This window comes from Streptomyces aurantiaciflavus, from assembly GCF_049808595.1.
Taxonomy (GTDB): Bacteria; Actinomycetota; Actinomycetes; order Streptomycetales; family Streptomycetaceae; genus Streptomyces.
Genome location: NZ_JBNCAQ010000001.1, coordinates 395791 through 422522 on the forward strand (window position 1 = coordinate 395791; position 26732 = coordinate 422522).

The 26732-nt window shown below is 70.2% G+C and carries 24 protein-coding genes and 1 tRNA gene; 16 read left to right on the forward strand and 9 right to left on the reverse strand.

Features of this window, described 5'->3' with window-relative positions:
- Nucleotides 1-47 precede the first annotated feature (47 nt).
- From desA to ACPT94_RS01740, 5 genes are all read left to right on the forward strand, one after another.
- Entirely contained in the window at nucleotides 48-1514 is a 1467-nt protein-coding gene (gene desA, locus ACPT94_RS01720; RefSeq protein WP_360336840.1) for a lysine decarboxylase DesA, read from the forward strand.
- On the forward strand, nucleotides 1498-2790 hold the full coding sequence (locus ACPT94_RS01725) for a lysine N(6)-hydroxylase/L-ornithine N(5)-oxygenase family protein (protein ID WP_360336842.1): 1293 nt from the start codon (nucleotides 1498-1500) through the stop codon (nucleotides 2788-2790). Before desA ends, ACPT94_RS01725 begins: the two co-directional genes overlap by 17 nt.
- The gene (locus ACPT94_RS01730) at nucleotides 2787-3335 is read left to right on the forward strand and encodes a GNAT family N-acetyltransferase (protein ID WP_425244896.1); all 549 of its coding nucleotides are present in this window, start codon (nucleotides 2787-2789) and stop codon (nucleotides 3333-3335) included. The genes ACPT94_RS01725 and ACPT94_RS01730 overlap by 4 nt, the downstream gene beginning before the upstream one ends.
- Complete coding sequence (locus ACPT94_RS01735; RefSeq protein WP_360336846.1) at nucleotides 3332-5101, forward strand: IucA/IucC family protein; 1770 nt, start codon at nucleotides 3332-3334, stop codon at nucleotides 5099-5101. The genes ACPT94_RS01730 and ACPT94_RS01735 overlap by 4 nt, the downstream gene beginning before the upstream one ends.
- A gap of 94 nt (nucleotides 5102-5195) precedes the next feature.
- On the forward strand, nucleotides 5196-6083 hold the full coding sequence (locus tag ACPT94_RS01740; RefSeq protein ID WP_360336848.1) for a DUF4429 domain-containing protein: 888 nt from the start codon (nucleotides 5196-5198) through the stop codon (nucleotides 6081-6083).
- 15 nt (nucleotides 6084-6098) lie between these two features.
- Here ACPT94_RS01740 and ACPT94_RS01745 read toward each other — a convergent pair whose 3' ends face one another.
- Nucleotides 6099-7664, reverse strand: a complete 1566-nt coding sequence (locus ACPT94_RS01745; RefSeq protein WP_425244897.1) for a purple acid phosphatase family protein — start codon at nucleotides 7662-7664, stop codon at nucleotides 6099-6101.
- Nucleotides 7665-7850: 186 nt separating this feature from the next.
- Here ACPT94_RS01745 and ACPT94_RS01750 point away from each other — a divergent pair, with 186 nt between their 5' ends.
- Together ACPT94_RS01750 and glmS are read left to right on the forward strand one after the other, a co-directional pair.
- Complete coding sequence (locus tag ACPT94_RS01750; RefSeq protein ID WP_360336995.1) at nucleotides 7851-8108, forward strand: hypothetical protein; 258 nt, start codon at nucleotides 7851-7853, stop codon at nucleotides 8106-8108.
- 45 nt (nucleotides 8109-8153) lie between these two features.
- Nucleotides 8154-9971 carry a glutamine--fructose-6-phosphate transaminase (isomerizing) gene (gene glmS, locus ACPT94_RS01755; RefSeq protein WP_360336852.1) on the forward strand — a complete coding sequence of 606 codons (1818 nt, stop codon included), beginning with the start codon at nucleotides 8154-8156 and terminating at the stop codon, nucleotides 9969-9971.
- 112 nt (nucleotides 9972-10083) lie between these two features.
- Here the strand turns inward: glmS and ACPT94_RS01760 are convergent, their stop codons facing one another.
- Complete coding sequence (locus tag ACPT94_RS01760; RefSeq protein WP_360336854.1) at nucleotides 10084-10647, reverse strand: GPR1/FUN34/YaaH family transporter; 564 nt, start codon at nucleotides 10645-10647, stop codon at nucleotides 10084-10086.
- Nucleotides 10648-10798: 151 nt separating this feature from the next.
- Nucleotides 10799-11326, reverse strand: coding sequence for a universal stress protein (locus tag ACPT94_RS01765; RefSeq protein WP_360336856.1), 528 nt, complete (start codon nucleotides 11324-11326; stop codon nucleotides 10799-10801).
- Nucleotides 11327-11631: 305 nt separating this feature from the next.
- Here ACPT94_RS01765 and ACPT94_RS01770 point away from each other — a divergent pair, with 305 nt between their 5' ends.
- From ACPT94_RS01770 to ACPT94_RS01790, 5 genes are all read left to right on the forward strand, one after another.
- Entirely contained in the window at nucleotides 11632-11970 is a 339-nt protein-coding gene (locus ACPT94_RS01770) for a hypothetical protein (RefSeq protein ID WP_360336858.1), read from the forward strand.
- 377 nt (nucleotides 11971-12347) lie between these two features.
- The gene (locus ACPT94_RS01775) at nucleotides 12348-13625 is read left to right on the forward strand and encodes a helix-turn-helix domain-containing protein (RefSeq protein WP_425244898.1); all 1278 of its coding nucleotides are present in this window, start codon (nucleotides 12348-12350) and stop codon (nucleotides 13623-13625) included.
- Nucleotides 13626-13877: 252 nt separating this feature from the next.
- Nucleotides 13878-14480, forward strand: a complete 603-nt coding sequence (gene orn, locus ACPT94_RS01780) for an oligoribonuclease (protein ID WP_189941427.1) — start codon at nucleotides 13878-13880, stop codon at nucleotides 14478-14480.
- Between the two features lie 108 nt (nucleotides 14481-14588).
- Nucleotides 14589-14661, forward strand: a tRNA-His gene (locus ACPT94_RS01785).
- Between the two features lie 145 nt (nucleotides 14662-14806).
- Complete coding sequence (locus ACPT94_RS01790) at nucleotides 14807-15247, forward strand: GNAT family N-acetyltransferase (protein WP_360336860.1); 441 nt, start codon at nucleotides 14807-14809, stop codon at nucleotides 15245-15247.
- A 125-nt stretch (nucleotides 15248-15372) separates the two neighbouring features.
- Here the strand turns inward: ACPT94_RS01790 and ACPT94_RS01795 are convergent, their stop codons facing one another.
- Nucleotides 15373-16428, reverse strand: coding sequence for a LacI family DNA-binding transcriptional regulator (locus tag ACPT94_RS01795; RefSeq protein WP_360336862.1), 1056 nt, complete (start codon nucleotides 16426-16428; stop codon nucleotides 15373-15375).
- Between the two features lie 506 nt (nucleotides 16429-16934).
- On the opposite strand from ACPT94_RS01795, the gene ACPT94_RS01800 reads away from it, so the two are divergent.
- The 4 genes from ACPT94_RS01800 (at nucleotide 16935) to ACPT94_RS01815 (ending at nucleotide 21780) form a co-directional block, all read left to right on the forward strand.
- A complete protein-coding gene (locus tag ACPT94_RS01800; protein ID WP_360336864.1) occupies nucleotides 16935-18251 on the forward strand; it encodes an ABC transporter substrate-binding protein in 1317 nt (438 codons plus the stop codon).
- Nucleotides 18252-18256: 5 nt separating this feature from the next.
- Nucleotides 18257-19273, forward strand: coding sequence for a carbohydrate ABC transporter permease (locus ACPT94_RS01805; RefSeq protein WP_360336866.1), 1017 nt, complete (start codon nucleotides 18257-18259; stop codon nucleotides 19271-19273).
- 11 nt (nucleotides 19274-19284) lie between these two features.
- Nucleotides 19285-20193 carry a carbohydrate ABC transporter permease gene (locus tag ACPT94_RS01810; protein ID WP_425244899.1) on the forward strand — a complete coding sequence of 303 codons (909 nt, stop codon included), beginning with the start codon at nucleotides 19285-19287 and terminating at the stop codon, nucleotides 20191-20193.
- Between the two features lie 150 nt (nucleotides 20194-20343).
- Nucleotides 20344-21780 (forward strand): GH1 family beta-glucosidase, encoded by a 1437-nt coding sequence (locus ACPT94_RS01815; protein ID WP_425244900.1) that lies wholly within the window; start codon nucleotides 20344-20346, stop codon nucleotides 21778-21780.
- Between the two features lie 79 nt (nucleotides 21781-21859).
- Here ACPT94_RS01815 and ACPT94_RS01820 read toward each other — a convergent pair whose 3' ends face one another.
- The 5 genes from ACPT94_RS01820 to ACPT94_RS01840 form a co-directional block, all read right to left on the reverse strand.
- The gene (locus tag ACPT94_RS01820) at nucleotides 21860-22519 is read right to left on the reverse strand and encodes a hypothetical protein (RefSeq protein WP_425244901.1); all 660 of its coding nucleotides are present in this window, start codon (nucleotides 22517-22519) and stop codon (nucleotides 21860-21862) included.
- A 21-nt stretch (nucleotides 22520-22540) separates the two neighbouring features.
- Nucleotides 22541-22786 (reverse strand): RpnC/YadD family protein, encoded by a 246-nt coding sequence (locus ACPT94_RS01825; protein ID WP_425244902.1) that lies wholly within the window; start codon nucleotides 22784-22786, stop codon nucleotides 22541-22543.
- An 82-nt stretch (nucleotides 22787-22868) separates the two neighbouring features.
- Nucleotides 22869-24887 (reverse strand): beta-galactosidase, encoded by a 2019-nt coding sequence (locus ACPT94_RS01830; RefSeq protein WP_425244903.1) that lies wholly within the window; start codon nucleotides 24885-24887, stop codon nucleotides 22869-22871.
- A complete protein-coding gene (locus ACPT94_RS01835; protein ID WP_425244904.1) occupies nucleotides 24884-26209 on the reverse strand; it encodes a glycoside hydrolase family 36 protein in 1326 nt (441 codons plus the stop codon). The genes ACPT94_RS01830 and ACPT94_RS01835 overlap by 4 nt, the downstream gene beginning before the upstream one ends.
- A gap of 163 nt (nucleotides 26210-26372) precedes the next feature.
- Nucleotides 26373-26732: carbohydrate ABC transporter permease (locus tag ACPT94_RS01840; RefSeq protein WP_425244905.1), on the reverse strand; the 360-nt coding region annotated here is incomplete at its 5' end.

Here is a 26732-nt window from a genome sequence, read left to right on the forward strand (position 1 = left end):
GAGTCCGTCCCGCAGCGGACCCGTCCCCACCCCGGAGGACCGCCACCATGCGCTCGCACCTGCTCAATGACACGACCGCGGAGCGGTACCGCCGCTCCGTGACCGAAGGAGTCGAGCGGGTGGCCGCCAAACTCGCCGCCACCGACCGTCCGTTCACCGGCGTCACGGTCGACGCCCTGGCTCCCCGCATCGAGCGGATCGACCTCGACCAGCCGCTCGGCGACACCTCGGCGGTCCTGGACGAGCTGGAGGAGGTCTACCTCCGCGACGCGATCTACTTCCACCACCCCCGCTACCTCGCCCACCTCAACTGCCCGGTCGTCATCCCCGCCGTGCTGGGCGAAGCGGTTCTCTCCGCCGTCAACTCCTCCCTCGACACCTGGGACCAGTCGGCCGGCGGCACCCTCATCGAGCGCAAACTGATCGACTGGACGGCCGCCCGCATCGGCCTCGGCCCCGCCGCCGACGGGGTGTTCACCTCCGGCGGCAGCCAGTCCAACCTGCAGGCGCTGCTCCTCGCCCGCGAGGAGGCCAAGCCGGGGCGGGACGGGTGGGAAGGCCCGGCCTCGCTCGCCCGACTGCGCATCTTCGCCTCCGAGGTCAGCCACTTCAGCGTGCAGAAGTCGGCGAAACTGCTGGGCCTCGGCCAGGACGCCGTGGTCTCCGTCCCCGTCGACCACGACAAGCGCATGCAGACCGTCGCCCTCGCCCACGAGCTGGAGCGCTGCGAGAAGGACGGCCTGATCCCCATGGCCGTCGTCGCCACCGCCGGCACCACCGACTTCGGCTCCATCGACCCGCTGCCCGAGATCGCCGAGCTGTGCGAGCAGTACGGCGTGTGGATGCACGTCGACGCCGCCTATGGCTGCGGCCTGCTCGCCTCGGTGAAGTACCGCGACCGCATCGACGGCATCGAGCGCGCCGACTCCGTCACCGTCGACTACCACAAGTCCTTCTTCCAGCCGGTGAGTTCGTCCGCCGTGCTGGTCCGGGACGCGGCGACGCTGCGGCACGCCACCTACCACGCCGAGTACCTGAACCCGCGCCGGATGGTGCAGGAACGCATCCCCAACCAGGTGGACAAGTCCCTGCAGACCACGCGCCGCTTCGACGCGCTGAAGCTGTGGATGACCCTCAGGGTCATGGGCGCCGACGGCATCGGGCAGCTCTTCGACGAGGTGTGCGACCTCGCCGTCGAGGGCTGGAAGCTGCTGGCGGCCGACCCCCGCTTCGACGTGGTCGTCGAGCCGTCGCTGTCCACCCTCGTCTTCCGCTACATCCCCTCCGCCGTCACCGACCCGGCCGAGATCGACCGCGCCAACCTGTACGCCCGCAAGGCCCTGTTCGCCTCCGGCGACGCGGTGGTCGCGGGCACCAAGGTGGGCGGCCGCCACTACCTGAAGTTCACCCTGCTCAACCCCGAGACCACGACGGCCGACATGGCCGCCGTCCTCGACCTGATCGCCGGCCACGCCGAGCAGTACCTGGGAGAGTCCCTTGACCGCGCTTCCTGACCCCACGCACAAGACCTACGACTTCGTGGGCATCGGGCTCGGCCCCTTCAACCTCGGCCTGGCCTGCCTGACCGAGCCCATCGACGAACTCGACGGCGTCTTCCTGGACTCCAAGCCCCGCTTCGAGTGGCACGCCGGCATGTTCCTCGACGGCGCCCACCTCCAGACGCCGTTCATGTCGGACCTGGTCACCCTCGCCGACCCGACCTCGCCGTACTCCTTCCTCAACTACCTGAAGGAGAAGGGCCGGCTGTACTCGTTCTACATCCGCGAGAACTTCTACCCGCTGCGGGTGGAGTACGACGACTACTGCCGCTGGGCCGCGAGCAAGCTGAGCAGCGTCCGCTTCGACACGACGGTCACCGAGGTGAGGTACGACGAGGGGGCCGAGCTGTACGTCGTGGGGACCGCGGCCGGTGAGGAGTTCCGCGCCCCTCACCTGGTCCTCGGCACCGGCACCGTCCCCTTCGTCCCGGAGCCCTGCCGCGGCCTGGACGGCGACCTCTTCCACAACGCGCAGTACATGCGGCGCAAGGCGGAGCTGCGGGCGAAGAAGTCCATCACGATCGTCGGCAGCGGCCAGAGCGCCGCGGAGATCTACCACGAGCTGCTCGCCGAGATCGACGTCCACGGCTACCAGCTCAACTGGGTCACCCGCTCCCCGCGGTTCTTCCCGCTGGAGTACACCAAGCTGACCCTGGAGATGACGTCCCCGGACTACATCGACTACTTCCGCGCACTGCCCGAGGAGACCCGCTACCGCCTGGAGAAGCAGCAGAAGGGCCTGTTCAAGGGCATCAACTCGGACCTCATCGACTCGATCTTCGACCTGCTCTACCAGAAGAACGTCGAGAGCGGCGACCGTCCCGTGCCCACCCGTCTGCTCACCAACTCCACGCTGCGCGGCGCGCGGTACGAGAACGGGCGGTACACGCTCGGCTTCCACCAGGACGAGCAGGGCAAGGACTACGAGATCGACACCGAGGGCCTGGTGCTGGCCACCGGCTACCACTACGAGCCGCCGGCCTTCCTGGAGCCGGTCCGCGACCGCCTCCGCTTCGACGGGCACGGCCGCTTCGACGTGGCCCGCAACTACGCCATCGACACCACGGGCCGCGGCATCTTCCTGCAGAACGCCGGCGTGCACACGCACAGCATCACCAGCCCGGACCTCGGCATGGGCGCCTACCGCAACAGCTGCATCATCCGTGAGCTGCTCGGCAGCGAGTACTACCCGGTCGAGAAGACGATCGCGTTCCAGGAGTTCGCCGTATGATTACCACCTCCACAGGTCCCCTCACCCTCCGTCCCCTCGACCCCCTGAAGGACGCCGAGCTGCTGCACCCCTGGGTCACGCACCCCAAGGCGGCCTTCTGGATGATGCAGGACGCGAAACTGGAGGACGTCGAGCGCGCGTACATGGAGATCGCGGCCGACGAGCACCACCACGCCCTGCTCGGCCTGCACGACGGCGAGCCGGCCTTCCTGATGGAGTACTACGACCCGGCCCACCGCGAGCTGGTCGGCCTGTACGAGCCGCAGCCCGGCGACGTCGGCATGCACTTCCTGGTCGCCCCCACCGACCGGCCCGTGCACGGCTTCACCCGCGCCGTCATCACCGCCGTGATGGCGCACCTCTTCGCCGACCCGGCCACCGTCCGCGTGGTCGTCGAGCCGGACGTCGCCAACAAGGCCGTGCACGCCCTGAACGAGGCCGTCGGCTTCGTCCCGGAGCGGGAGATCCAGAAGCCGGAGAAGAAGGCGCTGCTGAGCTTCTGCACGCGCGAGCGGTTCGTCGCGGCGACGGGGGTGGTCGCATGAGCCTCGCCGACGCCGTGGCCCACCTCTCCCCCGAGCGCTGGGAGCAGGCCAACCGTCTCCTGCTCCGCAAGGCCCTCGCCGAGTTCGCCCACGAGCGGCTGATCACCCCGGAGCTCCAGGGCGACCAGTACGTCGTCCGCAGCGACGACGGCCTGACCGCCTACCGCTTCACCGCCGTGCGCCGCGCCCTCGACCACTGGCAGGTCGACGCCGGCTCGATCACCCGCACCCGTGACGGCGCCGAACTCCCCCTGGCCGCCCTGGACTTCTTCATCGAGCTGAAGGCGGCCCTGGGCCTGAGCGACGAGATCCTGCCGGTCTACCTGGAGGAGATCTCCTCCACCCTCTCCGGCACCTGCTACAAGCTCACCAAGCCGCAGGTCTCTGCCGCCGAGCTCGCGAGGAGCGGCTTCCAGGCCATCGAGACCGGGATGACCGAGGGCCACCCCTGCTTCGTCGCCAACAACGGGCGGCTCGGCTTCGGCATCCACGAGTACCTGTCGTACGCGCCGGAGACCGCGAGCCCGGTCCGCCTGGTGTGGCTGGCCGCGCACCGGTCGCGGGCGGCGTTCACGGCGGGCGTCGGGATCGAGTACGAGACGTTCGTCCGGCAGGAACTGGGCGAGGAGACGGTCGAGCGGTTCGACGGGATCCTGCGTGACCGGGGCCTCGACCCCGCCGACTACCTCCTCGTCCCCGTCCACCCCTGGCAGTGGTGGAACAAGCTCACCGTCACCTTCGCCGCCGAGGTCGCCCGCCAGAACCTGGTGTGCCTGGGCGAGGGCGACGACGAGTACCTGGCCCAGCAGTCCATCCGGACGTTCTTCAACACCTCGCACCCCGGGAAGCACTACGTGAAGACGGCCCTGTCCGTCCTCAACATGGGCTTCATGCGCGGACTTTCGGCCGCGTACATGGAGGCGACCCCGGCGATCAACGACTGGCTGGCCCAGCTCATCGACAACGACCCGGTGCTGAAGTCGACGGGCCTGTCGATCATCCGGGAGCGGGCCGCCGTGGGCTACCGGCACCTGGAGTACGAGGCGGCCACGGACCGCTACTCGCCGTACCGCAAGATGCTCGCCGCGCTGTGGCGGGAGAGCCCGGTGCCCTCCCTCCAGGACGGCGAGTCGCTCGCGACGATGGCCTCCCTGGTCCATGTGGACCACGAGGGGAGGTCGGTGGCGGGCGCCCTGATCGAGCAGTCGGGCCTCACCCCGACGGCCTGGCTCCGGCACTACCTGCGGGCCTACTACACGCCCCTCCTGCACAGCTTCTACGCCTACGACCTGGTCTTCATGCCGCACGGCGAGAACACCGTCCTGGTGCTGAAGGACGGGGTCGTGCAGCGGGCGATCTACAAGGACATCGCCGAGGAGATCGCGGTGATGGACCCGGACGCGGTGCTGCCGCCCGAGGTGCGGCGGATCCGCGTGGAGGTCCCCGAGGACAAGAAGCTCCTGTCCATCTTCACGGACGTCTTCGACTGCTTCTTCCGCTTCCTCGCGGCCGACCTGGCCACCGAGGGGATCCTGGAGGAGGACGACTTCTGGCGCACGGTCGCCGAGGTCACCCGCGAGTACCAGGAGGCGACACCCCAGCTCGCCGACAGGTTCCGGCAGTACGACATGTTCGCCCCCGAGTTCGCGCTGTCCTGTCTCAACCGCCTCCAGCTGCGCAACAACAGGCAGATGGTGGACCTGGCGGACCCGTCCGGCGCCCTCCAGCTGATCGGCACCCTGAAGAACCCCCTCGCAAAGTTCTGATCCGGACGGACGGGCGCCCCCGAGCACGGTCCTCGGGGGCGCCCGTCGTCTTGATCATGTCCCTGGGCCGGACGGCTGGTGGAACAATCCCCCCATGGCGGAAATCATCCAGAAGGACGGCACCTGGGTCTTCGACGGCGACGCCCTGCGGCTGACTCCGGGGAGGGACAAGAACGTCAGTCTGCTCCGCAAGACCCTCGGCGAACTCGTCGTCCCGCTGGGCGCGTTGGCGGGGATCTCCTTCGAGCAGGGCAAGAAGAGCGGGCGGCTCAGACTGCGGCTGCGGGACGGCGCGGACCCGCTGCTGCACGCGACCGGCGGCCGGCTGACCGAGCCGCACGACCCCTACCAGATGCTGGTCGAGTCCGACCGCTACGGCGTCGCCGAGTACCTCGTGGACGAGGTCCGGGGCGCGCTGCTGCTGGACCAGGTCCCCGCCGACCCGGTGGACGCCTATCTGCTGCCCGGCCCGTCCGTACCCCTGTCGGTGTCCGCCGGGGACGGCACGGCGAGCTTCGACGGCGACCACGTCCGGCTGGAGTGGAACTGGAAGACGGAGGACGCCAAGGCCGCCGCCGGCGCCCGCAGCATCCCCCTGACCGAGATCACGGCCGTGGAGTGGCATCCGGCGGCCGGCCTGGAGAACGGCCATCTGCGCTTCGTCGTGCGGGGCGCTCCCACCAAGTCCCCGCCGAAGTACGACCCCAACGCCGTGGAGCTGTGGGGGTTCAAGAAGGACCCCCTGATGGCGCTGGTCGCGGCCGCCGTCCAGGCCCGCCTCCCGCACCCGGCCGCGGCCCCCGAGGACGCCGTGAGGCCGCCGGAGGACGCGCAGCGCGCGGCAGCCGCCGCGCAGCCCGCCGAGGACGACCACGACGCGCTGCTGCGGCGGCTGCGGGAGCTGGGCGAGCTGCACCGCGAAGGGGTGCTCACCCAGGAGGAGTTCACGATGGCCAAGCAGGCGGTCCTCAAGCGGATGTGAGGATCACCGGCCCGTTCACCTGGCCTTGCGGGCCACCGTGAAGTGGTCCACCTGCTCTCCGGACTCGGCGATGCCCCGCACCGTCAGGGTGGTGAGCCGCCCCTTCGGCGCGGGCGTGACGTCGACGCGCAGGAACGAGTAGTCGAGGTACCGCACCCGGGACCAGGCGACGGTCTCGTTGACCTTGCCGTCCTTGGTGTTGATGAACGAGGCCACGGAGTCGACCTCGTGCTCGTGGCCCTCGTAGGAGTCCGGGGCGGAGAAGGCGTACAGGCTGCGGCCCGCCGCACCGGCCGTCACGTACACCACGCCCTCGGTCTCGGGGTAGGCCGTGCCACCGATCGGGAGCTTCTTGGCGACCTGGTTGCCCTTGATGACATCGGTGCGCTCGTACTGGTGGTTGTGGCCGTTGATCACCAGGTCCACCTGGTACTTCTCGAACAGTGGCACCCACTCCTGACGCACACCCCCCTCCGAGGCGTGCGCGGTGGAGGTGCAGTAGGCGCAGTGGTGGAAGAAGACGACGACGAAGTCGATGTCCGCCGAGGCGCGGAACTTCTTCAGCTGGGCCTCGAACCACTTGGTCTGGGTGCCGCCCGAGATCCCGAGGTTGGCGGGGATCTCGAAGGAGACGTCGTTGGGATCCAGCGAGACGACCGCCGTGTTGCCGTAGACGAAGGAGTAGACACCCGGCAGGTTCGCCTTGTCCGGCCCGTTGTCGGGGAGCGTGAAGCGGGCCTCCTCGCCGCCGTAGCCGTTGGGCGAGTACCACGCCTCCATGTCGTGGTTGCCGTACGAGACCATCCACGGGACCTGCTTGGCGACCGTCTCGGTCTGGGCGAGGAACTGGTCCCAGGTGCGCGAGTCGAAGCCGGTGTCGGAGGCCTTGCCCTGGCCCGCCGGGTCGCCGTACGCGATGTCGCCGGCGTGCAGGTGGAAGGCCGGGTTCTGGCCGAGGATCAGGCTGTCGTTGGCGAGGGCGTGGTAACTGACGCCCTGGTCTCCGAAGGCGGTGAAGGTGAACGGCTCCTTGTGCACCGGCGCGGTGGTGAAGGTGCCGAGGGTGCCGAGCAGGTGCGGGGCGGCCGGGTCGAAGCCGGCGTGGCCGACGCCGTAGTAGTACGTACGGCCGGGGCGCAGGTGCGTGAGCTTGGCGTGGACGTAGTACTGGGTGTGGTCGGCGCTCGCGCCGACACCGGCGGGGGTGTGGAGCGTACGGACCTCGGCCGGAATCTTGTGGGAGAGGTCCCAGGGGTGGGCGCCGATGCGGACGAACGGCTTGTCGACGGCGACCGGGACCTGCCAGGAGATCGTCATCTCGGTGCGCGGGTCGGCGCCGAAGGCGAGGTGACGGCCGAAGGGGGCGACGAGGGCCCCGTCGACCTTCTCCGCCGCGGGTGCGGTGGCCTGGGCGGGTACGGCGGCCTGGGCCGTGGCGCCGGGGACGAACGCGCCACCGACGACGGCGCCCAGGGTGACCGCGCCGCCTCTCATCATCGTGCGGCGCGAGAACTTGGAGCGCAGGTACTCGTGCTGCTCGGCCATGCTCATGCGCTCGGCGAGCTGCTCGGGTACGCCCATGCGAGGAGTGTCCATGACGTCTGAAAATCGTCTCCTCGGGCGACCAACCGCGGGCGGAGAAGTGGACGGCTCACGAACAGGCACTCATGACTGATTCAACGTTCGCCCAAAGAGTCCTCACGGGCCTCTGCCCGAAATCGGGCAGCAATCTTGCGAAACAAGCGCCTGTACCCCAGGATCTACCGGGTGCACGAGGAACTTGTCGATCATCTGACGCGCTCCACGCCCCTGAACCGGGGCGAGGCGCTGCGGGTGATCCAGGACGTCCTCGCCTACTTCGACGAGACGACCGAGGAATACGTCCGTCGCCGCCACCGCGAGCTCCAGGCCCAGGGCCTGGTCAACGCGGAGATCTTCGAACGGATCGAGGCGGACCTGAAATACCGGGCGGTGGCCCCGCCGGAGCTCACGCTCCGGCAGCTGCGCCGCATGGTCTACGGCTGAGAGACCGGCCGGGGACTGCCGAGAACTACTGAGGGATACCTGTATATGTGCGGAATCGTCGGATACATCGGGAAGCGTGACGTCGCCCCCCTGCTCCTGGAAGGCCTGCAGCGCCTGGAGTACCGCGGCTACGACTCCGCGGGCATCGTCGTCACCTCCCCGAAGACGGCCGGCCTGAAGATGGTCAAGGCCAAGGGGCGCGTCCGCGACCTGGAGGCCAAGGTCCCGGCCCGCTTCAAGGGCACCACGGGCATCGCCCACACCCGCTGGGCCACCCACGGCGCCCCCTCCGACGTCAACGCCCACCCCCACATGTCGGCCGACCTCAAGGTCGCCGTCGTCCACAACGGCATCATCGACAACGCCGCCGACCTGCGCCGCAAGCTGGAGGCGGACGGCGTCGAGTTCCTCTCCGAGACCGACACCGAGGTCCTCGTCCACCTCATCGCCCGCTCCGAGGCCGAGAAGCTCGAGGACAAGGTCCGCGACGCGCTGCGCGTCGTCGAGGGCACCTACGGCATCGCCGTGATGCACGCCGACTTCAACGATCGCATCGTCGTGGCCCGCAACGGCTCCCCGGTCGTCCTCGGCATCGGCGAGAAGGAGATGTTCGTCGCCTCGGACATCGCCGCCCTGGTCGCCCACACCCGCCAGATAGTCACCCTCGACGACGGCGAGATGGCCACCCTCAAGGCCGACGACTTCCGCACCTACACCACCGAGGGCACCCGCACCACCGCCGAGCCCACCACCGTGGAGTGGGAGGCCGCCTCCTACGACATGGGCGGCCACGACACCTACATGCACAAGGAGATCCACGAGCAGGCCGACGCCGTGGACCGCGTGCTGCGCGGCCGCATCGACGACCGCTTCTCCACCGTGCACCTCGGCGGCCTCAACCTGGACGCCCGCGAGGCGCGCCAGATCCGCCGCGTGAAGATCCTCGGCTGCGGCACCTCGTACCACGCGGGCATGATCGGCGCCCAGATGATCGAGGAGCTCGCCCGCATCCCCGCCGACGCCGAGCCCGCCTCCGAGTTCCGCTACCGCAACGCGGTCGTCGACCCCGACACCCTCTACATCGCCGTCTCCCAGTCCGGTGAGACGTACGACGTGCTGGCCGCCGTCCAGGAGCTGAAGCGCAAGGGCGCCCGGGTCCTCGGCGTGGTCAACGTGGTCGGCTCGGCGATCGCCCGCGAGGCCGACGGCGGCATCTACGTGCACGCCGGCCCCGAGGTCTGCGTGGTGTCCACCAAGTGCTTCACCAACACCACGGTCGCCTTCGCGCTGCTCGCGCTGCACCTGGGCCGCACCCGCGACCTCTCGGTGCGCGACGGCAAGCGGATCATCGAGGGTCTGCGCCGGCTGCCCGCCCAGATCGCCGAGATCATGAAGGGCGAGGAGGAGATCAAGAAGCTGGCCGAGCAGTTCGCCGAGGCCCGCTCGATGCTCTTCATCGGCCGCGTCCGGGGCTACCCGGTGGCCCGTGAGGCCTCCCTGAAGCTCAAGGAGGTCTCCTACATCCACGCCGAGGCCTACCCGGCCTCCGAGCTCAAGCACGGCCCGCTGGCCCTGATCGAGCCCGCCCTGCCGACGGTCGCGATCGTCCCCGACGACGACCTGCTGGAGAAGAACCGCGCCGCCCTGGAGGAGATCAAGGCCCGCAGCGGCAAGATCCTCGCGGTCGCCCACCAGGAGCAGGAGAAGGCCGACCAGACGATCGTCGTCCCGAAGAACGAGGACGAGCTCGACCCGATCCTCATGGGCATCCCGCTCCAGCTGCTCGCCTACTACACGGCGAAGGCCCTGGGCCGCGACATCGACAAGCCGAGGAACCTCGCGAAGTCGGTGACGGTGGAGTAATTCCCCCTCCCGCTCTGCCCGTTGGACATGAACGACCCCCTGTGCGCCACCAGCACAGGGGGTCGTTCTCTCAGGGGCCGGGGCCGCCCGATCACCCCGGCCCGCCGCTGCTTCAGCCGGTGGCCGTCACCCCCCGGCCGGCAGCGCGTCGCGGAAGGGCGGTGGGCCAGTGGGCCAGGGCCGCGGTCGCCGCGTACCAGGCCACCGCGCCCGCGGCGACGGCGAACCAGCCGCCCGCCTTGGCGAGTCCGTCGCTGTCGGCGAAGCGGCCGACCGCGAGCAGGACCAGCGCGACGGTGAAGAGCCCGTACGTCCCCTGACCGAGCTGGTCGCCGCCGGCGAGGGTCAGGGAGAGCGCCACGAGGGCGAACAGGAGCAGGAAGAGCCCGGCGGCGTTGTCGGAGACCTGCGCGCCGGCGGAGACCGCCCAGGTGAACCAGAGGGCGCCGAGGGCCGCGTAGGCGGTTCCGGTGGCCGTGTCGCGGTCCCGGAGGGCGAGGAGACCGGCGACGAACAGCGCGACGCCGCCGATGTAGTGGGCGATGGACACGGCGTCCGCCGCCGTCACGCCGTCGATCAGGCCGGTGTACCCGAGTCCGAACGCCAACAGGGTGATGCCCAGGGCGAGTCGGCCGACGATCGTGGTGGTGCTTCCCGCAGAGACGTCGTTGTCCACGGCGGGCTCCCTTCATGCATGTGCAGGTGAGCGGTGCACGGTATATGCCCTTCACAAGGGCACAAACACCTCTACGCACGAGTAGTTTTACGCTGCGCACAAAGGGGGGTTCGGGTTACCCAGAACTCATCTCACCTGGGAGAACGGCGAGTTACGGAATCACAACGACAGGACGCTTGGCCCGCTTGGCGAGCCGCCCCGCGACGGAGCCGAAGATCCGCCCGACGATGCCGTGCGTCGAGCCGACGACGATCGCGTCGGCCTCGTACTCCCGCCCCACCTCTTCGAGTTCGTGGCAGATGTCACCGCCGCGCTCGACCAAAATCCAGGGCACCTCGGAGAGATAGTCCGCACACGCGAGTTCCAGACCGAGCACCTCGGTGCGGTGGTCCGGGACGTCGACGAAGACCGGCGGCTCACAGCCCGCCCACACCGTGGTGGGCAGCCGGTTGGCGACGTGCACGATGATCAGACCCGCGCGGGAGCGATGGGCCATGCCGATGGCGTACGCGAGGGCGCGCTCGCTGGAGGTGGAGCCGTCGAAGCCGACGACCACGCCGTGCTTGAAGGCGGGATCGCAGCTGGGGCGTGTCTCTTCCGCCGCCAGGGGATCGGCCGCCGTGGGGTCGGCGACCGGCCGCTTGCGGTCCGCGGGTTCGAAGAATTCGTGACCGGCCATGGCTGTCTCGGCGTATCGATCCTTATACGGGTGGGACGAGCTGGAGCGGCGGAGCGTGTCCGGGAATCATCTTCCCAACCCCATACCCCCAAGGGTACGGCGGCACGCCTCGTCGGCCCAGATCCCGCGCGTTGTCCGTGGGGGTTCCAGGGAGCATGCACGAGGGGACGCCCGTAACGCAATGGTTGCTGCCCCGTACAGGCGGTTTGCACAGGATTCACTTACCGGTGTTCCCCGAGTGAGTGACCGACCCGTCGAACAGACGTTGATCTCCGTGAACCGCCGCCCAGGGAGGAACCCGCCCCATGCCCTCATCCCGCCCGCACCGCGAGGGCCATGCCGGCGACGGCGGGACCACCGACCTGATCCGCTGGGCGGCCTTCAGCTGCGTCCTGGTCCCGGTGGTCCTCCTCTGGTACGGCACATCCCTGGCCGGCACCGCCGGCACCGCCCTCGGCCTGGCCGCCGTCACGGCCGTCTGCCGGCTGCTGCTGCGCCGGTCCGAGCGGTGCGCGGCCCGGTCGCCCGCCGACGCGGGCGCGCCGCAGGCGCCGTACGCACCGCACCGCGGACGCCATCAGCGCACCGGAACCGGCTCACACCGTGGCGGCCGTCACAGCGGCGGAAGCACACCGGTCAGCTGACCGGTTTTCACGCACACGAACGACTCTTTTCAGCCAACTTCCGGATCCTGCGCATCCCTTGCCGTAACCACCCCCCACCCCCCGTTCGACCTGCACGGAAAGGGTCCCAGGGGCCCCGCGCACCCTACGGAGATTGGCCACTGCCACAAGGCGCACTTCCCTGCACCTCCCACGAGTGCAACGCTTCGTGATCGAATGCTTCACGCCAAGTTGCCATGTCGACAATGAGCCGGGTGCCGAACTGGCCACTCCGGCATCACGCGACACAGTAGATTCGATCTTGACTGTCTACGGCGGGGGACTCGTGCAGGACCGAGGGGAAACGTGCAGGAGCGACACAACCGAGGAGCCGCGACCACCGAGGGGGGCTTAGCAGGATGAGCCACGACTCCACTGCCGCGCCGGAAACCGCGGCCCGGAAGCTGTCCGGGCGACGCCGCAAGGAGATCGTCGCGGTGCTGCTGTTCAGCGGCGGCCCCATTTTCGAGAGTTCCATTCCGCTGTCGGTGTTCGGGATTGACCGCCAGGACGCCGGCGTGCCGCGCTACCGCCTTTTGGTGTGCGCAGGCGAGGACGGCCCGCTGCGGACCACAGGGGGCCTGGAACTCACCGCACCACACGGCCTGGAGGCGATCTCCCGGGCGGGCACGGTCGTCGTGCCGGCCTGGCGTTCGATCACCTCCCCGCCACCGGCGGAGGCGCTCGACGCACTGCGCCGGGCCCATGAGGAGGGCGCCCGCATCGTGGGCCTGTGCACCGGCGCGTTCGTGCTGGCGGCGGCGGGTCTGCTGGACGGCCGTCCGGCCACCACGCACTGGATGTACGCGCCAACGCTGGCCAAGCGCTATCCGTCGGTGCACGTCGATCCACGGGAGCTGTTCGTCGACGACGGCGATGTGCTGACGTCGGCGGGTACGGCGGCCGGGATCGACCTGTGTCTGCACATCGTGCGGACGGACCACGGCAACGAGGCCGCCGGTGCGCTGGCCCGGCGCCTGGTGGTCCCGCCGCGCCGGTCGGGCGGGCAGGAGCGCTACCTCGACCGGTCTTTACCCGAGGAGATCGGCGCCGACCCGCTCGCGGAGGTCGTCGCCTGGGCGCTGGAGCATCTCCACGAACAGTTCGACGTGGAGACGCTCGCGGCTCGCGCGTACATGAGCCGGCGGACGTTCGACCGTCGCTTCCGGTCGTTGACCGGCAGTGCGCCGCTGCAGTGGCTGATCACGCAGCGGGTGCTGCAGGCGCAGCGGCTGCTGGAGACGTCGGACTACTCCGTCGACGAGGTGGCGGGGCGGTGCGGCTTCCGCTCGCCGGTCGCGCTGCGCGGGCACTTCCGGCGGCAACTCGGGTCGTCGCCGGCCGCCTACCGCGCGGCGTACCGGGCGCGGCGGCCCCAGGGCGAGCGCACGGCGGACAGCGAGCCACCGGCACCGGTCGCGGCGGCGCCCTCCGGGGCGCAGGTGCCGGGTGCTCTGCATCCGGAGGCCGGGGTACCGCCGCAGGTGCGGCGAACGGCGGGGGCAGGGGCAGGGTCGAGCCCTGTGAGCTCGCCCGCGTCGGCTTCCGCGTCCGCGTCCGCCTTGGCGGCGGAGCATGCGCGGGACGCGTATGCGGGGTCTCGGGCCGGATTGCCAGGGCCGCGCAGCGGGATGTGAGGTGAGGGCCGGGGCGGCTGGGGCGACTGTTCTCGCCCCCGCCGCCCTTACCCGTCCCGTCCCCAGGGGCCCCGCCCCTTCGACCCGGCCGGGGCTATGCCCCTGCACCCCATGCGGGCCTCGCACCTTCGACCCCACTGGGGGCTACGTCCCTGGACCCCCTGCGGGGCTACACCCCAGGGGGAGTCCTCCGGAGGCGGTCACAGGGACGGGGGGCATCCCGTCAGGGGATGTCAGCCTTAGGGTGGTCGCATGAACGATCGCATGGTGTGGATCGACTGCGAGATGACCGGCCTCTCGCTGTCCGACGACGCGCTCATCGAGGTTGCCGCCCTCGTCACCGACTCCGAGCTGAACGTCCTCGGCGAGGGCGTGGACATCGTCATCCGGCCGCCGGACTCGGCGCTGGAGACGATGCCGGAGGTGGTGCGTCAGATGCACACCGCGTCCGGGCTGCTGGACGAACTCGCGGGCGGTACGACCCTGGCCGACGCCGAGGAGCAGGTGCTGGCGTATGTGCGGGAGCACGTGAAGGAGCCCGGCAAGGCGCCCCTGTGCGGAAACTCCGTCGGCACGGACCGCGGCTTCCTGCTGCGCGACATGCCGACCCTGGAGGACTACCTCCACTACCGGATCGTCGACGTCTCCAGCATCAAGGAGTTGGCCCGGCGCTGGTACCCGCGGGCGTACTTCAACAGCCCCGAGAAGAACGGCAACCACCGCGCCCTCGCGGACATCCGCGAGTCCATCGCCGAGCTCCGCTACTACCGGGAGGCCATCTTCGTACCGCAGCCCGGCCCGGACTCCGACACGGCGAAGACGATCGCCGCGAAGCACGTGCTGCCCGCCCAGTAGGGGCGCCGCGCAGGGCGCCCCGGAAAGCCGTGCGCGAGCACCCCTTCGGACCCTGTACACTTTTTCTCGGCCGGTCGGGGAAACCACACGCTTCAACCGACGGTCGTGGTGGGTGTAGCTCAGCTGGTAGAGCACCTGGTTGTGGTCCAGGATGTCGCGGGTTCGAGTCCCGTCACTCACCCTGAGTAATCAGCCGGTGGCCTTCCGAGAAGGCCACCGGCTGATGCGTTTCCCGGGAGGCCGTCATCCCCTCACCCCTGCACGCGGGGCCGTTCCGCACCGACCGTCTCGACCTCCTCCCCCTGCGCGTCGACCACGCCGAGGAGATGTCCGTCACGCTGGCCGACCCGGCCCTCCACACCTTCATCGGCGGCTCCCCCCTCGACCTCACCGCCCTGCGCACCCGCTACGAACGCCTCGTCGCCGGCTCCCCCGACCCGTCCGTCTCCTGGTGCAACTGGGTCCTGCGGCTACGGGACACGGCACAGCTCGCCGGCACCGTCCAGGCCACCGTCACCGAGGACCTCACCGCCGAGATCGCCTGGGTCGTCGGTACCCCCTGGCAGGGACGGGGCCTCGCCTCCGAGGCGGCGCGAGCTCTCGTCGACTGGCTGCGGGAACACGGCATCCGTACGGTCATCGCCCACGTCCGTCCCGACCACCGGGCCTCCGCCGCCGTCGCCACGGCCGCCGGCCTGACGCCGACCGGGGAGGAACAGGACGGCGAGACCAGATGGCGTCGTCAGCTCACGCCTCGGCTCCACTGACGCCGGTCCCCGCCGAGCCGTCACCCCACAGCCCCTCGCCGGATCCGTCCGCCGCCGGATCCGTCCGCGCACGGCGTCCGCCGCCGGATCCGTCACCGTACGGCGTCCGCCGCCCATGCGGGCCCCTACGACGACGCCCGCGCCACCAGCTCCGTGGCCAGCACCACCTGGCGCCGTTCCAGCCCCCGGGACACCGCCGGTCGGCGGTCCGCGATCTCCGTGAGGAGGAGGTCCAGCATCCTGCGGCCCATCTCCTCGATGGGCTGGCGGACGCTGGTCAGGGGCGGGTCCATGTGACGGGCGATGGCGGAGTCGTCGTAGCCGACGAGGGCCACGTCCTCCGGGATGCGGCGGCCTGCCTCGCGCAGGGCCTGGCGGGCGCCGGCCGCCATGACGTCGGAGCCGGCGAAGACCGCGTCGAGGGAGGGGGTGCGGGCCAGCAACTCCGTCATCGCGCGGCGGCCGCCCTCCTCGGTGAAGTCGCCGGGTTCGATGAGGGCCTCGTCCACCTCGTACCCCGCGTCGCGCAGGGCGTCGCGGTAGCCGTCGACGCGGCGCTGGGCGCCGTAGACGTCGAGCCGGCCGGTGATGTGAGCGATACGGCCGCAGCCGCGGGCGAGCAGGTGCTCGACGGCGGAACGGCCGCCGCCGTAGTTGTCGGAGTCGACGGAGGGGAGCGTCTCCGCGGCGGAACGCGGGCCGCTGATCACGGCCGGGATCTCCAGCTGGGCGAGGAGATCCGGCAGCGGGTCGTCGGCGTGGACCGAGACGAGCAGGACGCCGTCCACGCGGTGGGCGGCGAGGTACTGGGCCAGGCGGCGGCGCTCCTTGTCGCTGCCCGCGAAGATCAGCAGCAACTGCATCTCCGTGTCGGACAGTTCGGAGCCCACGCCCCGCAGGATGTCCGAGAAGTACGGCTCGGCGAAGAAGCGGGTCTCCGGCTCGGGGACGACGAGGGCGATCGCGTCCGTCCGGTTGGCGGCGAGGGCGCGGGCGGCGGTGTTGGGGACGTAGCCGAGTTCGGCGACGGCGGCCTCGACGGCGGCGCGGGTCGCGTCGCTGACCCGGGGGGAGCCGTTGATCACCCGGGAGACCGTGCCCCTGCCCACACCGGCGCGTGCGGCCACCTCTTCGAGGGTCGGTCGGCCACCGCTCCGGCCCCGCGCTCCGTGGCTTGCCATGGGCTCCGCCGCCTTCCCACCGTCGTCATCACGCTGGCCTGGAATGTAACAGTCCCGTCCGTTGGGCCCGCCGTCGCCGGGGGCTGCCGCCCCCACATCCCACTGTCGGCCTGAGCGGCCCGTCCTCCGTCTCCCTTCCCTCCCGTCCCGCGTCATGCCCACCCTCGACTTGCATCCCCCCTCGCTCGTCCGGGCGGGCCCCACCCCCCTCACTTCGCTCGAGCCGCCCCTCGACGGACGGGCCAACCGGCGCCGCTCCAGGCCGAAAAGCGTCGCTCCCCGGAGTTAGCTAACAGGCCGGTAACTGAACGCATCTCTCCGCGCCCCCGCCCTTGACACCCCCGCTCCGACCGACGACTCTTCAACACATCACCTGTGGGAGCGCTCCCACGGTACCTGACACATACACATCCCGCACGTTCCCCGCCCGAGCCGCAACGAGAACTAACGGGCCCAACCACACAGTTGGCCGGGGGGTCGGCACGTCAGGGCAACAGGAGGACGCAATGCGAGCACGTACCCGAATCGCCCGCAAGGCGCTGGTCCTCGCGGCCGTCGCGTCGCTGGGCACCGGGCTGCTGGCCGGCTGTGCCGACGACGGCAAGGACGAGGAGAACACGTCGTCGGGTGGCGGCGGCGGCAAGACGAAGATCACCCTGGGACTCTTCGGCAGCTTCGGCTTCGAGGAGGCCGGCCTCTACGCCGAGTACGAGAAGCTCCACCCGAACATCGACGTCCAGCAGACCGTCATCGAGCGGAACGAGAACTACTACCCGCCGCTGGTCAACCACCTCACGACCAACAGTGGCCTGCAGGACATCCAGGGCATCGAGGTCGGCAACATCGCCGAGGTCGTCGAGAAGTACTCCGACAAGTTCGTCGACCTGTCGAAGTACGGCAAGGAGAGCGACTACCTGCCCTGGAAGTGGCAGCAGGGGACCGCGAAGAGCGGTACGACGGTCGGGCTCGGCACCGACGTCGGCCCGATGGCCATCTGCTACCGCAAGGACATGTTCCAGGCGGCCGGTCTGCCCACCGACCGGGAGCAGGTCGGCAAGCTGTGGGCGGGCGACTGGGCGAAGCTCATCGAGGTCGGCAAGCAGTACAAGGCGAAGGCCCCCAAGGACACCACCTTCCTGGACTCCCCCGGCGGTCTGTTCAACGCCATCATCGGCAGTGAGAAGGAGCGGTTCTACAACGCCTCCGGCGAGGTCGTCTACAAGACGAACCCGGCCGTGAAGAGGGCGTTCGACCTGACGGCCGAGGCCGCCGAGGACAAGCTGGTCGGCAACCAGACGCAGTTCCAGCCGGCCTGGGACACCACGATCGCCAACAGCAAGTTCGCCGCGATGGCCTGCCCGCCGTGGATGCTCGGCTACATCGAGGGCAAGTCGAAGCCGGAGAGCGCCGGCAAGTGGGACCTGGCCGTGCCGCCGAAGGCCGCCAACTGGGGCGGCTCCTTCCTCAGCGTGCCGAAGTCGGGCAAGAACGCCGAGGAGGCCGCGAAGCTGGCCGCCTGGCTGACCGCGCCCGAGCAGCAGGCGAAGCTCTTCGCCAAGCGCGGCAGCTTCCCGACCGCGCAGGCGGCGTACGACCTGCCGCTGGTCAAGGACGCGAAGAACAAGATGACGGGTGACGCCCCCATCGGTCAGATCTACGCGCCGCTGGCCGAGAAGCTCCCTGTCCAGGTGGTCGGCGCTAAGGACCAGATCATCCAGCAGGGCCTGACGGACAACGGCGTCATCCTGGTGACGCAGGGCAAGTCGCCCAAGGACGCCTGGGACAACGCCGTCAAGACCATCGACAACAACCTGGAGAAGTGACCGGTATGGCCACCCGGCACGACACCGCCGCCGCGCCCCCCGCAAAGGAGGGGGGCGCGGCCCCGGCCCGTCCGTCCGCCGACGCGGTGCCACCGGAGGTCGAGAGGAAGCGCGCCCGGCTCTCCCGCCGCTGGCAGCGGGACGTGCGCTGGAGCCCGTACGCCTTCGTCTCGCCCTTCTTCCTGCTGTTCGCGGCGTTCGGCCTGTTCCCGCTGATCTACACGGCGTGGGCCTCGCTGCACGCGGTGGAGCTGACCGCGCCCACCGACATGGAGTGGGTGGGCCTGCGCAACTACACCCGCATCTTCGACGACGAGTTCTACTGGAACGCGGCGAAGAACACCCTGACCATCGGGATCATCTCCACCGTCCCGCAGTTGATGATGGCGCTGGGCATCGCCCACATCCTCAACTACCGGCTGCGCGCCTCGACCTTCTACCGGGTCGCGATGCTCGCGCCGTACGCCACCTCGATCGCCGCGGCGTCCCTCGTCTTCGTCCTGCTCTTCGGCCGTGACTACGGCATGATCAACTGGGCGCTGGACACGATCGGCATCGACAAGATCGACTGGCAGAACGAGAAGTGGCCCTCGCAGATCGCCGTCTCCTCGATCGTGATCTGGCGCTGGACCGGCTACAACGCGCTGATCTACCTGGCCGCGATGCAGGCGATCCCGCAGGACCTGTACGAGTCGGCGGCCCTGGACGGGGCCAACCGCTGGCGGCAGTTCCTCCACGTCACGCTGCCGTCGCTGCGCCCGACGATCCTGTTCACCTGTGTGGTGTCGACCATCGGCGCCTCCCAGCTCTTCGGTGAGCCCCTGCTGTTCGACTCCACCAAGGGTGCTTCCGGTGGCGCGCAGCACCAGTTCCAGACGCTCGGCCTGTACATGTACGAGCAGGGCTGGGTGAACCAGCACCTGGGCCGCGCCTCCGCGATCGCCTGGACGATGTTCCTGATCCTGATCGTGATCGGCATCGTCAACTACGTCATCTCGCGCCGGCTGCGCGCCAGTAGTTAGGAGAACCGGCCGTGACGACGACCCTGACGAAACCCCAGGCCGACGCGGCGCCCGAGCCGCCGAAGCGTTCACGCGGCATGAAGGCGGCGCGGGCGGGCGGGCAGATGCACGCCGGTCCGGTGGCGTACATCATCCTCGCCGTGTTCACCATCGTCTCGCTGTTCCCGCTGGTGTGGACGGCGATCGCCGCCTCGCGCGACAACCAGCGCCTCGCGCAGAACCCGCCCCCGTTCTGGTTCGGCTCGGGCCTGTTCGACAAGCTCGAACTCGCCTGGAACGACGCCAACCTGGGCGAGGCGTTCCTCAACACCACGATCGTGGCCGGTGTTTCGGCGCTGACCATCGTGTTCCTGTCGACGATCGCCGGGTTCGCCTTCGCCAAGCTGAGGTTCAGGGGCCGGGGCGCTCTGATGCTGGTCGTGATCGGCACGATGATGGTGCCGCCGCAGCTCCAGGTGATCCCGCTGTACATGATGGTCGCCAAGCTCGACTGGACCGACCAGTTGCAGGCGGTGATCCTGCCCTCGCTGGTGAGTGCGTTCGGTGTGTTCTTCATGCGGCAGTACCTGATCCAGGCCCTGCCGGACGAGATCATCGAGGCGGCCCGGATGGACGGCGCGAGCAGTTGGCGCGTGGTGTGGCACGTGGTGTTCCCGACCGCGCGTCCGGCGATGGCGGTCCTGGGCATGCTGATGTTCGTCCAGACCTGGAACGACTTCCTGTGGCCCTTCCTGGTGCTGACCCAGACCGGCAACCCGACCGTGCAGGTGGCGGTCGCGGGCCTGGGCCGCGGGTACACGCCCGACCAGTCCCTGATCATGGCGGGCGCGCTGCTGGGCACGCTGCCGCTGCTGCTCGTCTTCGCGATCTTCGGCAAGCAGATCGTGGGCGGCATCATGCAGGGCGCGGTGAAGGGCTGACCCCCGCGCCCGCTGACGCCCCGCCCAGCGACTTCCGCTTCAGGGGGCCGGGTCACCGCCGCCTCGGCCCCTTCGTACCCCTCGCACCTCTCTTCCCCCCATCCCTCGTCGGTGTCGGTGACCTCGACGACCATCCATGGGAGCGCTTCCATGCCTGAGTCCGCACAGCCGGTGAACCCGGTGACCTTTCCTCCCGCCTTCCTCTGGGGCGCCGCGACGTCCGCGTACCAGATCGAGGGGGCGGTGCGGGAGGACGGCCGCACCCCGTCGATCTGGGACACCTTCAGTCATACGCCGGGCAAGACCGCCGGCGGCGAGACCGGTGACATCGCTGTCGACCACTACCACCGCTACCGCGACGACGTGGCGCTGATGGCGGAGCTGGGCCTGACGGCGTACCGCTTCTCCGTCTCCTGGTCGCGCGTCCAGCCGACCGGCCGCGGCCCGGCGGTTCAGGTGGGCCTGGACTTCTACCGCCGTCTGGTCGACGAGCTGCTGTCGAAGGGCATCAAGCCGGCGGTCACCCTCTACCACTGGGACCTCCCGCAGGAGCTGGAGGACGCGGGCGGCTGGCCGGAGCGCGACACCGCGTACCGCTTCGCCGAGTACGCCCAGATCGTCGGCGAGGCGCTCGGCGACCGCGTGGAGCACTGGATCACGCTGAACGAGCCCTGGTGCAGCGCGTTCCTGGGCTACGCGTCCGGGGTGCACGCGCCGGGCCGCACGGACCCGGTGGCGTCCCTGCGCGCCGCGCACCACCTGAACCTGGCGCACGGCCTCGGCACATCAGCCCTGCGCTCGGTGATGCCGGCCCGCAACTCGGTCGCGATCAGCCTCAACTCCTCCGTCGTGCGACCGCTTTCGCAGACGGCGGCGGACCTGGCGGCGGCCCGGAAGATCGACGACCTGGCCAACGGCGTCTTCCACGGTCCGCTGCTGCGCGGCGCGTACCCCGAGACGCTGCTCGCCTCGACGTCGTCGCTGACGGACTGGTCGTACATCCTCGACGGCGACCTGCGCACCATCAACCAGCCGCTGGACGCGCTGGGCCTCAACTACTACACGCCCACCCTGGTCTCGGCGGCCGACGCCGACCCGAAGGGCCCGCGGGCCGACGGTCACGGCGCCAGCGACCACTCCCCCTGGCCGGGCGCGGACGACGTCGCCTTCCACCAGACGCCGGGCGAGCGCACGGAGATGGGCTGGACGATCGACCCGACGGGCCTGCACGAGCTGATCATGCGCTACACGAAGGAGGCGCCGGGCCTGCCGCTGTACATCACGGAGAACGGCGCGGCCTACGACGACAAGCCCGACCCCGACGGCCGCGTCCACGACCCCGAGCGCATCGCCTACCTCCACGGCCACCTGAGGGCCGTCCGCCGCGCCATCGCCGAGGGCGCGGACGTCCGCGGCTACTTCCTGTGGTCCCTGCTGGACAACTTCGAGTGGGCGTACGGCTACGAGAAGCGGTTCGGCGCGGTGTACGTGGACTACGCGACGCTGGCGCGCACGCCGAAGTCGAGCGCCCTGTGGTACGGCAAGGCCGCGAAGACGGGAACCTTGCCGGCACTCGAGACCGCCTGACCCTCCCGGGGGGGGAGCGGGGGACGGGGCGCGGCACGCTGTGGGGGCGTGCCGCGCCCCTCTGCTCGGTGAGCGCCGGCTAGGACTCCTCGAACAACTCTTCGGCGCTGATGGCCGTCAGGGATCGGTCGAACCAGGTACCCAGGACCTCAAGGTCGGAGCAGGACGTGATCCGCTCCCGCACCGCCTCGGAGACCTCGATGCCACGCCGATCGAGGATACGGAGGATGTCCGCCGCACGGCCTTTGGCCTCACCCTCAGCACGGCCCTTGGCCTCACCCTCAGCACGGCCCTTGGCCTCACCCTCGATGAGGGCTTCCTCGATGAGGGTGCCGCTGCCGGGAAAACGGGGGGTGTACGTGGCCATCAGATGCCTCCACAGTGCACGAGCCGGGGTGTCGTCCAAGCCCACTTCGGTGAATTCCGCCCAGCGCTTCGCGGTCTCGCCGCCGGTGCTGGTCACTGCCGTCGCCAGCGCGTCCAGTATCGCAGGCAGGCCCGGATCCTTGGCGTGGGCGAGCGCGGCGAAGACGGCGAGTGCGAGGTCCTCGGCCGCCTCGTCCGGGTCGGTGATCGCGGGGACATTGCCCGGGCCCAGGACGAGTGGAAAAACCGCCATGCTGGTGTGGACTGGCAGACCGACCCGGACGGGTTCCGCCGCCCAGGACGCGGTGGCCTTGTCCCGGCAGACCACCAGCAAGATCGGAGGCAGCTGGTACTTGGCGTACAGATGCGCCAAGTAGTACGTCCAGCTGTTGGGCTAGTCCGGGTCCGGCTTGCCCTGGGCCTCGACTGCGAGCAGAAAGCCGCCGTCGTCCGCCGTGTCGACTCGGAAGAGGGTGTCCACCCGGCGCGCCAGCGGTCTGATCTCGGTGAGGTCCGTGTCGAGGGGCCGGATCGCCGTGGGCTCGGGGAAGGGGATGCCCGCCCTGGGGAGGGCCCGGGCGAACAGGCCCGGGTCCTCCCTGAAGATCTGGTGCATCGCCTCGTGTGCTGAGCTGACCATGTGACGGAACGTAGTGGCGGGTCAGCGGGGCGCGGGGGTGGAACGGGGTCCGTTCAGTCGTTCGGGTGACTATGCGCCAGGTCTATGCCGGGGTGTGTGGTTCGCGTACGACCGCTGCCCCGCCCGGCGGCACGGTGACCGAACCGTCCGTCAGGGGCTTTCCGGTGAGGAGTTCGACTCCGTCGGGGGCGACGCGGATCTGCGCTCCCGTTCCCGTGTGGTCGAGGAGGAAGACGTAGTCGGCGTCGGTCCCGCGGCGGCGGACCACTTCCACACCGGCGGGGACTCCGTCCAGCTCCGGTTCCACGCCGGCCTCCGCGCGGATCCGCTCCAGCAGACCGCCCAGGGTGCTCGGGTCGGGGAGGGTGGCCAGGTACCAGGTCGTGCCGGTCCCGTACGGGTGCCGGGTCACCGCCGGTATGCCGGTGAGGGGGCCGTCGGTGTACGTGGTCACCGCTTCGGCGCCGTCGAGGCGGACGCGCTCCGACCAGAGGGATCCCCGGCCGCCCCCGCTCAGTCCCACTGTCTCCCCCGGCAGCAGCGGGAACAGTTCGTCCGTGCGCACGCCGAGCACCTCGCGGAAGGCACCCGGGTAACCGCCGAGCCGGACGTGGCAGTTCTCGTCCACCGCCCCGCTGTGGAAGCCGATCGCGAGGGTGCCGCCGCGCTCGGCGAAGGACGTCAGGTTCGCCGCGCCCGCGTCGTCGACCAGGTAGAGGCTGGGGGCCAGGAGCAGGCGGTACGCGGAGAGGTCGGCGTCGGGGCGGACGAAGTCCACGGCCACGCCCGCTCGCCACAGCGGCTCGTACCAGGTGCGGACCAGGTCCAGGTAGCGGAGTTCCTCGCTCGGCTGGGAAGGGAGTTCGAGCGCCCAGCGGGCGTCCCAGTCCCAGACGATCGCCGTCCTGGCCGTACCCGTGCTGCCGCGCACCTCCCCCAACGCCTTGAGATCCGCGCCCAGTCGGACCACGTCACGCCAGATCTGACTGTCCGTGCCGGCGTGCGGCAGCATCGCCGAGTGCCACTGCTCGGCGCCCGCCCTGGCCGCCCGCCACTGGAAGTACGCGATGCCGTCGGCGCCGTGGGCGACGTGGGCGAGGGCGTTGCGGCGCAACTCGCCCGCCGTCTTCGCCCGGTTGACCGGTTGCCAGTTCACCGCGCCCGTGGAGTGCTCCATCAGCAGCCACGGACGGCCACCGGCGAGCGAGCGCACCAGATCACCGCTCATCGCGATGTCGATCTGCGACTCCGGGTCGGTCGACCTGAGGTAGTGGTCGTTCGACACCACGTCCAGCTCCGGCGCCCAGCGCCAGTAGTCGAGGGCGTCGAAGTTGTACATCACCATGAAGTTGGTGGTGGCGGGGATGTCCGGGGCGGCCTCCGCGAGCACGGCCCGCTCCGCCTTGCACAGCGACAGCAGTTCGTCGCTGCAGAAGCGGCGCCAGTCCAGCCGGTGGGTCGGGTTGGGGACGGCGCCCGTCGCGCGCGGGGGCAGGACCTCGTCCCAGTCGTAGTACCACTGGCTCCAGAAGGTGGTGCCCCAGGCGTCGTTCAGCGCCGTCAGGTCATCGCCGTACTTCGCCCGCAGCCATCGTCTGAACGCCGCCGCGCTCGTGTCGCAGAAGCACTCCGCGTTGTGGCAGCCGTACTCGTTGTGGACGTGCCACATCACCACGGCCGGGTGGCCGGCGTACCGAGCGCCCAGTTCACGGGTGATGCGGAGGGCCGCCTTGCGGTACGCCGGGCTGCTCGGGCAGAACGTCTGGCGGCTGCCGTACGACAGCCCGCGGCCGTCGCGGTCGACGGGCAGCGCCTCCGGGTGGGCCCGGAAGAACCACGCCGGCGGCGCGGCCGTCGGGGTCGCCAGGTCCGCCGCGATGCCGTGGGCGTACAGCATGTCGAGGACGCGGTCGAGGCGGGAGAAGTCGTACTCGCCCTCGGACGGTTCCAGCAGGGCCCAGGAGAAGATGTTGATGCTGACCATCGTCACCCCGGCCTCGCCCATCAGCCGCATGTCCTCGGCCCACACCTCCTCGGGCCACTGCTCGGGGTTGTAGTCGCCGCCGTAGACGATGCCGGGCACCTTCGGTTCGCGGCTCATCCTTCGACTCCCGACAGCAGACGGCGAGTCGTGGCCACGCCCCACTCGTCCAGGGAGAGCAGGCGGTCGCTGGACGCCATCAGGCCGCCCGTCGCCTCCACATGCGCCGCCCACCGCTCCCGGGTCTCCACCGCCGGGCGGGCCATCAGGCAGTCGGGGTCGTTGATCCAGAGGCGGCCGTGCTGCCACTGGCGGCCCACGCCGGTGAACTCGGCCGGGTCCTGGCCGGGCTGGCTGTAGTCGTCGGCCTCGGGTCGGCGGTGCGGGGCCGTGTCGGGGCTGACCCGCATCGCGTCGAACAGGCCGAGGGAGGGGAGGATCGGTGCGCCGCAGCCCAGGAGGTACGACTCGGGGCCGATGGCTTCCCTGATCAGCGCGATGCCCTCGCGGTAAGCCGTGACCGCGTCCACGGACGAGTGCCGTACGCCGTCCAGCGCGCCCGCGTACAGGAAGTCGACCTTGAAGTAGTCGTAGCCCTCGGCGCGCAGGGTGCGGAAGACGTCCGTCAGGTACGCCGCCGCCTCCGGGTGGGTGGTGTCGAGGACGTTCAGGTCGTGGCCCCAGTTGCGGCCGGCGTGGGCGAAGCCGCCGTCGGGGTCGCGGACCAGCCAGTCCGGGTGCTCGGCGGCCAGGTCGCTCGCCGGGTCGACCAGGAAGGGCGCCGTCCAGATGCCCGCCCGGCGGCCCCGGGCGCGGATGGCGTCGGCGATTCCGGCGCGGGAGCGGAAACGGCCCGAGAGGGTGAGCCAGTCGCCGAGCGCCTTCTGGTAGCCGTCGTCGATCTGCACGACGTCGATCGGCAGGTCGAGGGTGTCCATCGCACGGAGGTTCTCGTGGATGTCGTCCTCGGTGACGGCGGTGAAGTACTCGTACCAGGAGCACCAGACGGTGGGCGCCGGACGGGGAGCCCCCAGGCCGAGGCTGTCGGCCCAGTCGGCGAGGGCGCCCTGGATGCCGCCGGGGCCCAGGTAGGAGTAGAAGTCCACCTTGCCGTCGGCGCTGATCTCCGCCATGTCGCCGCTCACCGCCAGCCGGATGGAGGGGACGGAGCTCAGCGGGTCGGCGGCCGCGCACACGACGACCGGTCCGCCCTCGCCCTGGGGCGCCAGGGCCAGCAGCCCCTCCCCCTGGAAGACCCCGGCGGGCACGGTGACCCCGGGCCGGTAGCAGACGGTCGCCCAGTTGGCGTTGGTCGGGCGGTACGGGCGCGCGTCGAGGGCGTAGGCGCCGCTGGGGCTCCAGGACTGCCAGCCCTCCTCGTGGACGAGCGCACGACGCGGGTCCACGGGGACGGAGACGACCGGGGTGAAGGGGTGGTGCACGGGGGGTCTCTTTCACGGAAGGTGGAGCTTCGGCCCTGCCGACGGTCGGGGCCCTGGGCCGGCCCTTGGGTCAGCCCAGGGCCCGACCTTGTGGCCGGCCGCTGTGGACAGCCTTTGTGGCCGGCCTCTGTGGTCGTCCTCTACGGTCGGCCTCTGTGGCCGGTCAGCCCTTGTTGGCGCCGAGGGTGAGGCCGCTGACGAACTGGCGCTGGAGCGCGAAGTACACGATCAGCGTCGGGATCGCGGTGAGGAGGGCGCCTGCTGCGACCAGGTTGGGGTCGGTGAAGTACTGGCCGGAGAGGTTGTTCAGCGCCGACGTGATCGGCATGTTCTCGCCGGTGGAGATCAGTACGATCGCCCAGAAGAAGTCGTTGTAGATCCAGATGGACAGCAGGGTGGCCAGGGCCGCCATCGCCGGCTTGCACAGGGGCAGCACGATCTGCCAGTACAGGCGCCACACGGAGGCGCCGTCGACGAGGGCGGCCTCGGTCAGCTCGTGCGGCAGGGAGCGCATGTAGTTGCT